The sequence below is a fragment of the Streptomyces sp. NPDC048257 genome (genome assembly GCF_043201855.1).
Taxonomy (GTDB): Bacteria; Actinomycetota; Actinomycetes; order Streptomycetales; family Streptomycetaceae; genus Streptomyces.
The window spans coordinates 20,685-32,945 of sequence record NZ_JBICZI010000043.1; the positions used below are offsets into that span (position 1 = coordinate 20,685).

Here is a 12,261-nt window from a genome sequence, read left to right on the forward strand (position 1 = left end):
GCAGAGGATCTTCCGGGGGACGTCGTGCCGGTCAGGCCGGATCAGGGAGCGGTGCCGGGTGCGTGCGATCGCACGGCCGAGAAGGGAGCCGACGCGAGCCCGGCCCGATCGCCAAGGCGCCCCCTAAGGGCTGTCCCGCAATCCCCGGTGGGCGCACGACGACAGCTACGGCACCTCGCTGCGTTGTCGGAACGCCCGAATACGCACAGTATGAGGACGCTCCTCCGCCTTGCGATGCACCACATCTGACGCCGTGCGCTGATCCACCGGGGATCACGGGACAGCCCTTAGGTACGGGGCGCCACGAAAAGACTCTGCGCGCTCCGCCCGATGGGCCCCTTCTCGTCGTGCAGGAGCGCGTCCGCGAGCCCGATTCCGGCGGCGTCCACACTCGTACGGGCCTCCACGCACGCCCACTCGCCCACCGGATGGCGGTGCAGGTGGACGGTCAGGTCACCGTTGATGAAGAGGTACCGCCCGAAGTCCATCACCGAGCTGATCCCGTTGCCCGAGTCGGCGGCGATCAGCACCCGGTCCAGCGGCCGCGTCTCCTCCCCGGCAACGAGCGGCACCTTCATCCGCATCCAGCAGGTGCCGGGGCCCGGTTCGACGAAGGCACCCTCGGTGAACCGGGTCTCCATGGCCGAGTGATAGCCGGTCTCCCACGGCACCGGGAAGAACGGCGTCACCTCCACCTCCCCGGGCGGCGGCAGCTGCGGCCCCGGGACCACGGCCGGCACCGCCTCCACGGCGACCCGGATCCGCAGGGCCCGCGCCAGCATCACGGGCGCGCCGCCCGCCGGGGCGAGGGCGGCCTCGACCACCTCGGTACCGCGCCCGGCCCGCAGCACGCTGGTGGTGACCTCCAGCTCGCCGATCGGCACCGGCCGCAGGATCTCGTACGTGATCCGGGCGATCCGCATGTCGCTGCGCGCACCCGGCCGCTCCTCGACGGCCCGCCCGAGCAGCGCGGCCGGCGGCCCGGCGTGCTGCGAGCCCGGGTCCCACGGCCCCCGTGTGTACTCGGTGGCCAGGAACCGCCCGGCGTCGACCCGCTCGAAGAACCCCTCGGCACCCATACCGTCCACGCTACCGACTGGTAACCCCGGCCACCACCCCCTGCAACCCGCTCAGCGGGCGAACCCCAGCCCCACCCCCAGCCCCACCAGCACCGACCCGATGGCCCGGTTCAGCGCCTTCTGCGCCTTCAGCATCCGGTCGCGCAGCCGCGAGACGGAGAAGAACAGCGCCACCGCCCCGAACCAGCCCAGGTGCGCCGCCGACATGAACAGCCCGTAGCCCACCTGCTGCCACACCGGCGTCTGCGGATCGACCACCTGCGTGAAGGTCGACACCACGAACAGCGTGGTCTTCGGATTGAGCACATTGGTCAGGAACCCCGACCGCATGGCCCCCAGCCGGGTCAGCTGCGGCTTCGACTCCAGGTCCACGGTCACCTCGGCCCGCGCCCGGAACGTCCGTATCCCGATCCACACCAGGTAGGCCGCACCCGCCAGCTTGATCGCGGTGAACAACGCGGTGGAGGAGGCGATCAGCAGACCGACCCCGAGCATCGTGTAGGAGACGTGTACCAGCACGCCCGCCGCGACCCCGGCGGCGGCGAACAGCCCGGTGGGGCGCCCGTAGAGATAGCTGTTGCGGACCACCATGGCGAAATCGGCGCCGGGACTGATCACGGCGAGGAGGGTGATGACGGCGACTGCGATCACTTCTGTCATACGGGGATGCTCACCGCCACCGCCCCGTGGATCAAGCCCCCGAGGACCCGGCCCGACCGGTCACAATGGACCACGTGCCGAATCACCCCGCCGCCCTCCCCGCCCTTCCCGTCCTGCAGGCCGACTGCACGAACTGCTTCGCGCTCTGCTGCGTGGCCCTGCCCTTCGCCAAGTCCAGCGACTTCGCCGTGAACAAGCCCGCCGGAACCCCCTGCAAGAACCTCCAGCAGGACTTCCGCTGCGGCATCCACACCCGGCTGCGCGACAAGGGCTTCCAGGGCTGCACCGTCTTCGACTGCTTCGGCGCGGGACAGCAGGTCTCCCAGGTCACCTTCGGAGGCCGCGACTGGCGTACGCACCCCGGCACGGCCCGCCGGATGTTCGAGGTCTTCCCGGTGCTGCGGCAACTGCACGAGCTGCTCTTCTACGTCAGCGAGGCCCTCACCCTCCCGGCCGCCGCCCCGGTCCACGCCGACCTGCGCCGGGCCCTGACGGAGGCCGAGGAGTGGACCCGCGCGGACGCGCAGGCCCTGGCGGACCTGGACGTCGCCGCGCTCCGCCAGCAGATCAACACCCTGCTGCTGAAGACCAGCGAACTCGTACGGGCGAAGGTGCCGGGCCGCAAGAAGAACCACCGCGGCGCCGACCTGATGGGCGCGAAGCTCCAAGGCGCCGACCTCCGCGGAGCGAACCTCCGCGGCGCCTACCTGATCGCCGCCAACCTCTCCGGCGCCGACCTCCGCACGGCCGACCTGATCGGCGCGGACCTCCGCGACACCAACCTCCGCGGAGCGGACCTCCGGGACGCCATCTTCCTCACCCAACCCCAGCTGAACGCAGCCCAGGGCAACCCCACGACCCAAATCCCCCCGTCCCTCACCCACCCCACCCACTGGACCTGACCCCCAGGTCCGGCCCGGCCATCCAAGCCCCATCTCGGCGCTTGAGGCACTCTTCCAGCCCCGCCGGCCAATCAAGCCCCGCCGGCGTTTGAGGCGCACCCACCCAGCCCCGCCGGCACCACTCCAGCCCCGCCGGCGTTTGAGGCGCTCCTCCAGCCCCGCCGGCGTTTGAGGCGCGGGGGTCCGGGGGCAGCGCCCCCGGCAACGGCGCCGCACCCGCACCCGCACCCGCACCCGCCACCTCTACACCCGCGCCAAAAACCCCCGCACGGCGGCGTAGAACCCCTCCGGGTCCCCGACCCGCACCGCATGCCCCGCCGGCAACTCGACCAACCGCACCCCCGCCCTCCTCACCGTCATCTCCCGCGCATGCTCCGCCGACAACACCCCGCTCCGATCCCCCCGCACCAGCAGCGTCGGCCTCCGCACCCCCAGCCAGTCCCCCCAGTGGTCCCCGTTCAGCCTCCGCTGGGACTCCACCATGTCCTCCACCTCGAACGCGGTCCCCCACCCGTCCGGGTACTCCCGCAGTGACCCCTCCAGGTGCGGCGCCGCACTCCCCACCCCCGCCAGGAACCCGGCCCGGGTCGCCGCCCGCCTCGGCCACGCCCGCGCGAACGACAGGTCGTCGTCGACCACCGCCCCGATGTCCTCGACCACCACCGCCCGCACCAGGTCCGGCCGCCGCGCCGCGAGCTGGTACGCGTTGACCCCGCCCAGCGAATGCCCCAGCACCACCGCCGGCCCCAGTCCCAGCTGCTCCAGCAGAGCCGCCGCATCCGCCACGTACCCGTCCCGCGTGTACTCCCCCGCCCGGTCGGAACCCCCGTGCCCCCGCTGGTCCAGGGCGATCACCCGCCACGCCGGCCCCACCTCCCGGGCCAGCCGCCCGAAGGCCGAGGCCCCCTCCTGGAAGTGCCCGTGCAACGCCATCAGCGGCGCCCCCGGCCCCCCGAAGTCCGTGTAGGCGAGCCGCCGCCCGTCCTGGGTCACCATCACCCCCGGCAACGGCCCCAGCTTGTCGACGACCCGCTGCCGCAGCAGCTGGTACTCCTCCCACCGCCTCCGCAGCCGCCCGCCCGGCCGCTTCACGACCTGCCCCGGTGTGACCGTCTCCCCCCGCCGGAACTGTTCCCGCGTCAGATCGATCCGGATGCCCCCGGGCAGCACGTTCCACCAGTGGTAGCCCTCCTGCCGCCCGTCATGGAACACCTCGCCCCGCACCAGGTCCCCGCCCACGAGGTCCTGCACCACGAGCGCGGTGACGTCACAGTGCCCCCAGGCCGGATTCTCCGCAGTCCAGGGGATCTTCGTGATGTCGGAGGGCTCGCAGGTCTCGGCCGACCATCCCGCCCGGATGGCCGCCTCGAGGTCCGCGAGAGTCCATGGAGTCGTCATGCTCCCCAGCCTGCCGCACCCCACTGACAACGCCGCCGCGCCCGGACGAAACGACTGAAGGACCATCGGACGGATGTCGGCGGGCCGGCCCAACGACACGCGACGGCACTGCTCCGAACGGCGGCCCGTCACCCCACCCCCCGTACGCCGAGACGACAATCATTGCCCGGCGTCACCCCCCGTGATACACAGAGTGACCACATCTTCTCGCGCGTACACACCGCCCCTGCCCAGGTCAGAGCGCGGAAGCGGAGCGCGGGCCGCGAGATCGGGTAAAGAGAGCCGTCAAGTCGACGACGGCGGCGGTTTCATCAGCGAAGATAGTGCGTAACCCCTGCCGTCGGGCAAGGGTTTCCGGAACTACCCATACAGGGGCGGTGAGTTACATGATCCTGGCAGCCGAAAAGGGCGACATCACCACCATCATCGGCGGAATCGCCCCGAACTGGGGGCCTTTCGGCAGTCTCGGCAACGAAGCGAAGGTCATGATCGAGGTGGTCATGGCCGTGGCGATCCTGCTCTGCCTGGGCATCGCCATCTGGGGGGCGGCCAAACAGCGCATCGGCGCGACCGCACTGCGCGACACGTTCAGCGCCGAACAGGGCAAGGGCCTGATCGTGGCCGGCCTGACCGGAGTCTTCATCATCGGCTCCCTCGGGACGCTGTTCACGATCGTCTACGGGATGGCCGTCTAGCCGGGTCGCGCGCCGGGCCCCGTAGCTGATGACGCATCACCACACCACATCCACGCGGGAACCAGCGCTACCGTCGTACGACGCGGAGGGGGCGGACAGGGAATGAGCAACGACGACCAGTACGGCGGCGGCTACGGCGAGGTCGGCGGCACCGGCCAGACCCGCACCCGCCTCCCGGACTCCCCGGCAGACCCCTACGGCCCCACCCGCCGCACCCCCCGCACCTCCCGCAGCCTGATCACCGTGGTCGGCGTGGTGGTCCTCCTGATCGCGGCCATCGCCTTCGCCAACTCGGGCCCGGACACCCCCTCGACCCCCGCCTCGGACAAACCCCCGGCCTCCTCCTCCACGTCCGCCACGGGCACGGACCCGGTGACGGGCAAATCCGCAGGCATCCCCAAGGGCTTCGCCCACGACGAACAGGGCGCCCAATCGGCCGCCGCCAACTTCGCGGTTGCACTCGGCTCTGACGGCATGTTCAACACGGCCCGAAGAGGTGCCATCGTCCAGGCGGTCTACGTACCGGACGTCGCCGCCGCGCGGCAGAGCGACCTGGACCGGGTCTACACGGACGCGGAGTTCCTGGCGCGTATCGGGCTCGACGCCGCCGGAAAGGCACCGAAGGGGCTGGTCTTCATCTCCCGTACGAATCCCGTGGGGACGAAGGTCGAGAAGTACAGCGCGGACACCGCGACCGTATCGGTCTGGTACTCGACCCTCTTCGGCCTCGCCGGTGAAGGCTCGAAGAGCCCGGTCACCGAAAGCTGGTACACGAACACGTTCGAGCTGCGCTGGAACGACGGCGACTGGCGCATCGCGGACTTCACGCAGAAGGACGGGCCGGCTCCCGTGGGCCAGGACCAGCGGGCTGCCACCGCCGAGGAGATGGCCGCTGCCGTATCGCAGTTCGGGGGGCTCACCTATGCACGCTAACCGTCGCGGCCTGTCCCTCGCGGCCGTCCTGGCCGCCGTGCAGGTGACCGCGGTCCTGCTGTCCACGCGCGCGGTGGCCGCACCCACACCCGGACCGACTCCCGAGTCGACCAACAACCCCTGCGACCTGATCCGAGGTCCGGCCAAGGACTACTGCGAGCGCGGCAACGGCGGCACCGGCGGAGCCCCAGGGCTGACGCCCAGCGACCCCGCCGACGCCCTCAACCCCCTCGCCTCCCTCGCCCGCGGCTGCGCCGACGCCGCAGCCTGGATCGTCGGCAAGCTCAGCGAAGCGGTCAAGGGCTCGGCCGAGGTCGACTTCACCAACCCCGCCTTCCTCAAGCAGTACTCCGTCGTCTTCGCCGCCTCCACCATCCTCACCCTCGTCCTCTGGCTCTTCGCCGTCGCCAAGCGAGCCGTCCGCGGCGTCCCCCTCACCACCGCCATGTCCGAAGCCATCGGCTTCCTCTGGCTCACCGTCCTCGCCTCCGCGTTCACCCCCCTGGTCCTCTACACCGTCGTCTCCGCCACCGACGGCGTCACCGAGGTCATCGCCTCCGCCGCCGGCGGCCAGACCGACGTCTTCTTCGGATCCTTCTCCGAAGCCCTCAAGAAGGGCGACGACATCGGCGGCGGCCCGATCATGCTGATCGTCGTCGCGCTCGTCACCGTCCTCGCCGCCGGGGTGCTCTACCTGGAGCTGTTCATCCGGGCCGCCCTCCTCTACGTCGGCGCCCTCCTCGGCGTCGTCGTCTACTCCGGCCTCGTCGACCGCAACCTCTGGGGCCACGTCCGCCGCTGGGCCGGCATCATGATCGCCGTCATCCTCGTGAAACCGGTCATCGTCATCGTCCTCGGCCTCGCCGGGGCCCTGACCGGCGAGAAGGGCCCCAACGCCTTCTCCGCCGTCGTCACCGGCCTCGCCATCATCCTCCTGGCGATCTTCGCCTCCGCGATGATCTACCGCTTCGTCCCCGGCTTCGGCGACGAGATCGCCTCCGCCCGCTCCAACCGCAGCAAGGCCACCGACGGCGCCCAGGCGGCCGCCGTCATCAGCTCCCCGGCCTCCCTCGTCTCACAGGGCATCAAGACCCACAGCAGCCGCGGCGCCCACCGCGGAGGCGACGGCGGCGGCAACAACGCCCCCCGCCCCGCCAACCCCATCTCCGGAGGCGTGGCCGCCCACAGCAGCCGACCCTCCGGCAGCGGAGCCGGCGGCGGATCTGTCCCCTCCGCCGCACCCCCGCCCCGCACGAGCTCGAGCACGAGGAACACAGGAGGTGACGGGCGTTGACGACCCAGTCCCACCAGATGCACCCGGTCGCGCCCCGCCGCACGTATCTCATCGGCCGCGCCCGGCCGAACGCGATCGTCGGCAAGAACCGCGAGACCGGCGAGATCGCCCTGATCATCGCCGGGGCGTTCTTCGGCATGATGAGCGGACTGCTCGTCCCCGACCTCACCCTGCGCATCGTCAGCCTCGCCGGCTTCCCCATGATCGCGCTCGCCGCCGTGTACGTCCCGTACAAGGGCCGCACCTTCTACCGCTGGTTCGAGATCAGCCGCAGCTACAAGCGGACCCTGCGCCGCGGTACGACGTACCGCTCCGGCGCCATGGAAGCCGGCATCCGCGGCTCCGACGGCCGCGAGGTCGAGGTCGGCCCGCCCCCCGGCATCGGCCGGATCAACTGGCTCGCCGCCCCCTTCGGTCCCGACGAGATCGCCGTCCTGCTGCACGCGGACCGCCGCACCGTCACCGCCGCCATCGAGATCGAGGGCCCCGGCGTCGGCCTGCGCGACAGCGAGGACCAGGAGGCCCTCGTCGACCGCTTCGGCACGCTCCTCAAGCACGTGGCCAACGGCGACGGCTTCGTCACCCGCCTCCAGATGCTCGCCCGGACCCTCCCCGCCGACCCGGACGCCCACGCCAAGGACGTGGCCCAGCGCGGCGACACCCAGGCCCCCGGCTGGCTGCGCGAGTCCTACGACCAGCTCCAGTCAATGGTGTCCACCTCCTCCGAGCAGCACCGCGCCTACCTCGTCGCCTGCATGCACTACACGCGCGAGCTCGCCGCCGAGGCCAACGCCATCGCCCGCGCCGGCACCCCCCACAAGGGCCGCAAGCTCGACCGCGACGCCGGCCTCGCCATCGTCATGGCCCGCGAGCTCACCGACATCTGCGCCCGCCTCGCCGAGGCCGACATCCGCGTCCGCCAGCCCCTCGGCCAGGGCCGCCTCTCCTCCCTCGTGCACTCCATGTACGACCCGGACCACCCCATCGACCACATCCAGGCCATGACCAAGCGCAACGCCTGGCCGGCCGAGCTCGACGCGGTGGAGCCCACCTTCCTCCAGGCCAAGACCCGCGAGTCCTCCACCCGCGCCCCCTGGTGCCACGCCACCGCCTGGGTCAAGGAGTGGCCGATGACCCCCGTGGGCGTGAACTTCCTCGCCCCGCTGCTCGTCCACACCCCCGACGTGATCCGTACCGTCGCCGTCACCATGGACCTGGAGCCCACCGAGGTGGCCATCGAGCGCATGCTCACCGAGAAGACCAACGACGAGGCCGACGCCTCCCGCGCCGCCAAGATGAACCGGACCGTCGACCCCCGCGACATCGCCGCCCACGGCCGGCTGGACCAAAGAGGTGAAGATCTCGCGAGCGGTGCGGCGGGAGTCAACCTCGTCGGGTACATCACGGTGTCCTCGCGTTCACCGGAGGCCCTCGCCCGCGACAAGCGGACGATCCGCGCCTCCGCCGGCAAGTCCTACCTGAAGCTGGAATGGTGCGACCGCGAGCACCACCGCGCCTTCGTCAACACCTTGCCGTTCGCCACCGGCATCCGACGCTAGCTGGAGGGAAGTGCCGCCCATGCGAGATCCCATGTCCGCCCTGACGGACGCCTTCACCAGCTTCCTCTTCGGCAAAGTCGAGACCACGCGCCTGCCCGTCCGCACCTCCACCGGGCAGGCGCAAGCCGTCTACCTGCCCACCGCCGCCCCCGGACTCGGCGACTCCGGCGTCATCATCGGCCGCGAGGTCTACAGCGGCAAGGGCTACATCTACGACCCCTTCCAGCTCTACGGACAGCAGCTCCCGGCCCCCCACTGGCTGGTCCTCGGCGAATCCGGAAACGGCAAGTCCGCCCTGGAGAAGACGTACGTACTGCGCCAGCTCCGCTTCAAGGACCGCCAGGTCGTCGTCCTCGACGCCCAGGGCGAGGACGGCGTCGGCGAGTGGAACCTGATCGCCCAGCAGCTGGGGATAACCCCCATCCGCCTGGACCCCATCGCCGCCAATGACGACGGGATCCGCCTCAACCCGCTCGACCCGGCCATCACGGCGACCGGGCAGCTCGCGCTGCTCCGGACCATCATCGAGGTGGCCATGGGCCACGGCCTCGACGAGCGCGCCGGCTTCGCGCTCAAGGTCGCCCACGCCTACGTCGTCGACACGATCCGCGAACGCCAGCCCGTCCTGACCGACATCGTGGAACAGCTGCGCCACCCGGAGCCCGAGTCCGCCCTCGCGATGAACGTCGACATAGACGATGTCCGGGCCTGGGGTCTCGACGTCGCGCTCGTCATCGACCGGCTCGTCGACGGCGACCTGCGCGGCATGTTCGACGGCCCGACCACCGTCGGCATCGACCTCGACGCCCCGCTGATCGTCTTCGACCTCTCCCACATCGACCGCAACTCCATCGCGATGCCGATCCTCATGGCGATCGTCGGCGTCTGGCTGGAGCACACCTGGATCCGGCCCGACCGCAAGAAGCGCATCTTCCTCGTGGAAGAGGCCTGGCACATCATCAACAGTCCCTTCGTCGCACAACTGTTCCAGCGCCTGCTGAAGTTCGGCCGCCGCCTCGGCCTGTCCTTCGTCGCCGTCGTCCACCACCTCTCCGACGTCGTCGACGGCGCCGCGGCACGGGAAGCCGCGGCCATCCTCAAGATGGCCTCCACCCGTACGATCTACGCCCAGAAGGCGGACGAGGCCAGAGCGACGGGCCGGGTGCTGGGCCTGCCCCGCTGGGCGGTGGAGATCATCCCGACCCTCACCCCGGGCATCGCGGTCTGGGACGTCAACGGCAACGTCCAGGTGGTCAAACACCTGATCACCGAGGCCGAACGCCCCCTCGTCTTCACGGACCGCGCCATGACCGAGTCCTCCACCCCCACCCGTCTCCCCGCCGACATGCTCGCCGCGGAACTCGAGGCGGAGGAAAGGGCCCTGTCCATCGAACGCCGCCGCGGCGGCCCCGGCTCCGCGACCACGGTGGCCTGACCATGCACGACGCGAGACGTACGGAGCCCCCCGCACGCAGCGGCGGCGTCCCGGACGGCCTGCTGGTCGGCCTCCTGGCCTTCCTCCTCGGCCTCGCCCTCCTCGTCTGGTCGGCCACCGGCCTGGCCGCGGTCCTGGCCAAGGGCGCCTGGCCCGACACCGTCACCTTCACCCGGACCCCGGGAGCCGTCCGCGCCCTGATAGCGCAGCCGCACGACGTCCCGGGCGCCTGGCCGGACACCGACCCGACGGCCCTCTCGGGCTGGGGCCTGTTCTGGGGCCTGTTCGTCAGCCAGCTCCTGGTGATGTTCGTCCTCACGGTCTTCGCCATCGGAGTCATCGCCCGCACCAAGTCCCGCCGCGCCCTCACCAAACACTCCCCAGCCCCGCCCCCCACCCCAGCCCCGCCGGTCAATCCAGCCCCGCCGGCGTTTGAGGTCCGGGGGTCTGCGGGCAGCGCCCCCAGCAACTCGCCCGCCGCGGCGTACCCAGCGCCGCTGCCCCATCCAGCCCCGCCGGCGTTTGAGGCGCGGGGGCGTGGGGGCAGCGCCCCCACCACCGCCCCGGCCGACGAGGCCTACCGCTACGGCTTCGGCTACGCCCCCCAGCCCCCGGCTGTGGCAGCGGCAGCCACCATCCCGCCCGGCACAACGAACGGCATCACCTACGCCGGCCCGAACGACCGCTTCCGCGCCGCCACCCAGCGCATCGGAGAGGCAGAAGGCGCCGCCCTCATCGTCACCTCCTCCCCCACCCTCTGGGCCGAAACCAAGGACGCCCGCGCCAAACTCGGCCCCGTCCTCCTCTACGACCCCTCACACCTGTGCGACACCCCGGCCCGCATGCACTGGAACCCGGCCGACGGCTGCGCCGACCGCGAGACCGCCGCCGCCCGCGCGATCGCCCTGCTGGCCCCCGTACGGCCACAGGCCCGCATCGACGCCGCGGTGGCCGACACCGCGGAAATCCTCCTCCGCAGCTGGCTCCAGGCCGCCGCCCTCGAAGACCGCCCGTTCAAGCTGCTCCACCGCTGGGCCCAGGGCAACAGCGCCCAGGACCCGGTCCGCATCCTCCGCACGCACCCCCAGGCCGCCCCCGGCTCGGCCGGCGAGCTGGAGAGCGCCCTCACCGCCCACCCGGAACGCCGCGAGCTCGCCCAGAGCCTGACGGCCCGTGCGCTGTCCTGCCTGACCTCGATCCACATCCGCGAGGCCTGCAACACGAACCGACCGGATGCCCTCACCCTGGCATCATTCATCGCCGAAGGGGGCAGCCTGTATCTGGTGGGTGAGCCTCTGGAAGATCCCCGCACCCACCCCGGTGCGATGCCCCTGCTCACGGCACTCGCCTCTCACGTGGTCGAGCACGGCCGCCGCATGGCCGCACGGTCATCCCACGGTCGGCTCGACCCACCACTCTCCCTGGTGCTGGACGACGTGGCTGCCGTGGCCCCGATCCCCCAGCTCCCGGAACTCCTCACCGACGGGACGCTGCCCCTGCTCGCCCTGTGCCGCAGCCGCGAACAGGCCCGCTCCCGCTGGCCGGAAGCACCCCTCCCCTAGGAGGCCTGTTCCGGCCGCGGGTAGGCGTACTCCCGCTCCTTGGCCCCCGTCTCCAGCGGTATCAGCAGGCCGCTGGCCTCGAACCCGTACCGCCGGTAGAAGCTCTCCGCCCTCGGGTTGTCCTCGTGCACGAACAGACGCACCCGCTCGGTCGCCGGCTCCTCCAGCGACCAGGCCCATTCCAGCGCGGCGTCGAACAGCCTCTCCACGAGCCCGCTCCCCCGCTGTTCGGGCCGCACGAACACCCCGACCACATGGCCCTGCTGCTGCTCGACGGGCTCACCGAAGTAGTCGGTGGTGCCCTCCGCCTCCATGAGCACGGTCACGGACCCGACCCACCGGCCGTCACCGGCCTCGGCGACGAACTGCCGGGCGCCCCTCCCCTCGGCTGCCCCCGCGGCACGCTGCTGCCAGAAGTCATCGTCCTGGGCGAGCGCCCTCTCCTCGGTTTCCAGAAAGGCCACGGCCGCAGCCGGATCCCGGAGCGCGGCCAACCGCAGCTCCTTGACCTTCTCCCATTCGTCGCCCCGTACGCTCCTGATCACACAGTCATCGCTCATGCCCGGGATCCTAGCGACGGGCCACTCCGACTTCACCTGCGTTTCCCGGCTCCAAGGCCTGGCCGTAAACGCAGAAAAGCCCCGCACCAAACCCGTAAAGGGCTGGTGCGGGGCTTCCGCAATAATTGTTCGGCGGCGTCCTACTCTCCCACAGGGTCCCCCCTGCAGTACCATCGGCGCTGAA

11 protein-coding genes are annotated in these 12,261 nt (G+C 71.3%); 7 read left to right on the top strand and 4 right to left on the bottom strand.

Going from position 1 to position 12,261, the window contains the following annotated elements; all coding sequences use genetic code 11:
- Window positions 1-287: 287 nt before the first annotated feature.
- Together ACGFZK_RS36925 and ACGFZK_RS36930 are read right to left on the bottom strand one after the other, a co-directional pair.
- Window positions 288-1,079 (bottom strand): thioesterase family protein, encoded by a 792-nt coding sequence (locus ACGFZK_RS36925; RefSeq protein ID WP_393853210.1) that lies wholly within the window; start codon window positions 1,077-1,079, stop codon window positions 288-290.
- Window positions 1,080-1,130: 51 nt separating this feature from the next.
- Window positions 1,131-1,739 carry a LysE family translocator gene (locus ACGFZK_RS36930; RefSeq protein ID WP_393853211.1) on the bottom strand — a complete coding sequence of 203 codons (609 nt, stop codon included), beginning with the start codon at window positions 1,737-1,739 and terminating at the stop codon, window positions 1,131-1,133.
- A 65-nt stretch (window positions 1,740-1,804) separates the two neighbouring features.
- Here ACGFZK_RS36930 and ACGFZK_RS36935 point away from each other — a divergent pair, with 65 nt between their 5' ends.
- Window positions 1,805-2,641, top strand: a complete 837-nt coding sequence (locus ACGFZK_RS36935; RefSeq protein WP_393853212.1) for a pentapeptide repeat-containing protein — start codon at window positions 1,805-1,807, stop codon at window positions 2,639-2,641.
- 243 nt (window positions 2,642-2,884) lie between these two features.
- Here ACGFZK_RS36935 and ACGFZK_RS36940 read toward each other — a convergent pair whose 3' ends face one another.
- Entirely contained in the window at window positions 2,885-4,039 is a 1,155-nt protein-coding gene (locus ACGFZK_RS36940) for an alpha/beta fold hydrolase (protein ID WP_393853213.1), read from the bottom strand.
- Window positions 4,040-4,425: 386 nt separating this feature from the next.
- Here ACGFZK_RS36940 and ACGFZK_RS36945 point away from each other — a divergent pair, with 386 nt between their 5' ends.
- The 6 genes from ACGFZK_RS36945 (at window position 4,426) to ACGFZK_RS36970 (ending at window position 11,517) form a co-directional block, all read left to right on the top strand.
- Window positions 4,426-4,734 (top strand): hypothetical protein, encoded by a 309-nt coding sequence (locus tag ACGFZK_RS36945; protein WP_008742356.1) that lies wholly within the window; start codon window positions 4,426-4,428, stop codon window positions 4,732-4,734.
- A 102-nt stretch (window positions 4,735-4,836) separates the two neighbouring features.
- Complete coding sequence (locus ACGFZK_RS36950) at window positions 4,837-5,667, top strand: hypothetical protein (protein WP_393853214.1); 831 nt, start codon at window positions 4,837-4,839, stop codon at window positions 5,665-5,667.
- Window positions 5,657-6,961 (top strand): hypothetical protein, encoded by a 1,305-nt coding sequence (locus tag ACGFZK_RS36955; RefSeq protein ID WP_393853215.1) that lies wholly within the window; start codon window positions 5,657-5,659, stop codon window positions 6,959-6,961. The genes ACGFZK_RS36950 and ACGFZK_RS36955 overlap by 11 nt, the downstream gene beginning before the upstream one ends.
- Window positions 6,958-8,520: an SCO6880 family protein gene (locus tag ACGFZK_RS36960; RefSeq protein ID WP_393853216.1), complete on the top strand. Its 1,563-nt coding sequence runs from the start codon at window positions 6,958-6,960 to the stop codon at window positions 8,518-8,520. Before ACGFZK_RS36955 ends, ACGFZK_RS36960 begins: the two co-directional genes overlap by 4 nt.
- Window positions 8,521-8,539: 19 nt before the next feature.
- On the top strand, window positions 8,540-9,955 hold the full coding sequence (locus tag ACGFZK_RS36965) for an ATP-binding protein (protein ID WP_393853217.1): 1,416 nt from the start codon (window positions 8,540-8,542) through the stop codon (window positions 9,953-9,955).
- Between the two features lie 2 nt (window positions 9,956-9,957).
- Window positions 9,958-11,517: a type VI secretion protein gene (locus tag ACGFZK_RS36970; RefSeq protein WP_393853218.1), complete on the top strand. Its 1,560-nt coding sequence runs from the start codon at window positions 9,958-9,960 to the stop codon at window positions 11,515-11,517.
- Here the strand turns inward: ACGFZK_RS36970 and ACGFZK_RS36975 are convergent.
- Window positions 11,514-12,077 (bottom strand): GNAT family N-acetyltransferase, encoded by a 564-nt coding sequence (locus ACGFZK_RS36975; RefSeq protein WP_393853219.1) that lies wholly within the window; start codon window positions 12,075-12,077, stop codon window positions 11,514-11,516. The two genes, ACGFZK_RS36970 and ACGFZK_RS36975, sit on opposite strands and share 4 nt — an antisense overlap.
- Between the last annotated feature and the right edge of the window lie 184 nt (window positions 12,078-12,261).

What these genes read in the sequence shown, in the direction of transcription:
- ACGFZK_RS36925 (WP_393853210.1), bottom strand. Translation starts at nt 1,079, where the DNA reads ATGGGTGCCGAGGGGTTCTTCGAGCGGGTCGACGCCGGGCGGTTCCTG.
- ACGFZK_RS36930 (WP_393853211.1), bottom strand. Translation starts at nt 1,739, where the DNA reads ATGACAGAAGTGATCGCAGTCGCCGTCATCACCCTCCTCGCCGTGATC.
- ACGFZK_RS36935 (WP_393853212.1), top strand. Translation starts at nt 1,805, where the DNA reads ATGGACCACGTGCCGAATCACCCCGCCGCCCTCCCCGCCCTTCCCGTC.
- ACGFZK_RS36940 (WP_393853213.1), bottom strand. Translation starts at nt 4,039, where the DNA reads ATGACGACTCCATGGACTCTCGCGGACCTCGAGGCGGCCATCCGGGCG.
- ACGFZK_RS36945 (WP_008742356.1), top strand. Translation starts at nt 4,426, where the DNA reads ATGATCCTGGCAGCCGAAAAGGGCGACATCACCACCATCATCGGCGGA.
- ACGFZK_RS36950 (WP_393853214.1), top strand. Translation starts at nt 4,837, where the DNA reads ATGAGCAACGACGACCAGTACGGCGGCGGCTACGGCGAGGTCGGCGGC.
- ACGFZK_RS36955 (WP_393853215.1), top strand. Translation starts at nt 5,657, where the DNA reads ATGCACGCTAACCGTCGCGGCCTGTCCCTCGCGGCCGTCCTGGCCGCC.
- ACGFZK_RS36965 (WP_393853217.1), top strand. Translation starts at nt 8,540, where the DNA reads ATGCGAGATCCCATGTCCGCCCTGACGGACGCCTTCACCAGCTTCCTC.
- ACGFZK_RS36970 (WP_393853218.1), top strand. Translation starts at nt 9,958, where the DNA reads ATGCACGACGCGAGACGTACGGAGCCCCCCGCACGCAGCGGCGGCGTC.
- ACGFZK_RS36975 (WP_393853219.1), bottom strand. Translation starts at nt 12,077, where the DNA reads ATGAGCGATGACTGTGTGATCAGGAGCGTACGGGGCGACGAATGGGAG.